The 927-nt window shown below is 38.5% G+C and carries 1 protein-coding gene; it reads left to right on the top strand.

The features are described from left to right. The first annotated feature begins 103 nt into the window (after window positions 1-103). The gene (locus tag JWG44_RS01085; protein ID WP_205273125.1) at window positions 104-841 is read left to right on the top strand and encodes a hypothetical protein; all 738 of its coding nucleotides are present in this window, start codon (window positions 104-106) and stop codon (window positions 839-841) included. Window positions 842-927: the final 86 nt, after the last annotated feature.

The raw sequence follows: 927 nt of genomic DNA, 5'->3' as shown, positions 1-927 counted from the left end.
TTTTCAGTAAGAGAAGTTCGCGACCCTTTCGCGCGCAGGCGCTCGGGGACGCGACGTCGGCAAGCTTCTTTCGTTAGGCGCCATCATCGATTTGGAATTTACAATGAATAATATTGAAAAGATAATTAAGAAAACAGAGAAGGAATACAAAAGGTTTTGGGGTGAAGTGTCCAATGCTCGAAGGCAATGGCATGATCTTGTTGATCGAGTAAACGTTGTTGTGGAGGAGTTTCATAAGAATTATGAACAAAAAAAGTCTCCATATCCATTCATTATGCAAGAAAGTTCAAATATTGTGGACTTAAAGTTTACTGCAAAGGGAGTTGAGAAGCAGGAGGTTCGAACTGCAAATTTTAATACTATAAATGTTTCGCTAGGTAATGCTAGTATTGGCATTTCCTATGAAGAAACAAAATATGATGTTGTCACTGGTAAAAAGAGTGGTCAAAAATGGGAAACTGAAGTTGAGCATAACGCGAGTTTGACGTTTTCGCAAATGCCAAATGGTTCAATTGCTTTAGTATTTTTTCCAACAAAATCGAAACTTTCTACCAGCATGTTAGGATTAGCGGAAAATGAGTTTGAACCAGGAAAAAGTATTTATTATATTAAGAAAGTTTATAAATTTCCGTGCGATATAAAGGAACCGCAAATCATTGATTCATTCAAATTTTTGATAGATTTCAGCATGTATACTTCACCTGTATATCGATGTGGGATAATTAAGAATGTTTACTATTGGTGTCTATTCTGGATCTATCGAAAGCGTTATATGGATTTAGCTAAGAATCTCGGCGGATTTATTTTCTTGTTAGGTCGTCTTATTGCTATTAAGAATTGATGACGGCGCCTAACTTCGGCTTCTCACTTCGTTCGCGACTCACGGTTCCCGCTCGCGCTCACTCCGGCCTCCGGCACATTGCTTTG

It is taken from the genome of Leptospira ainazelensis (assembly GCF_016918785.1).
In the GTDB taxonomy this organism is placed as follows: Bacteria; Spirochaetota; Leptospiria; order Leptospirales; family Leptospiraceae; genus Leptospira; species Leptospira ainazelensis.
Note: the sequence above shows the minus strand (reverse complement) of the source record. Positions and strands in the feature narration are given on the sequence as shown.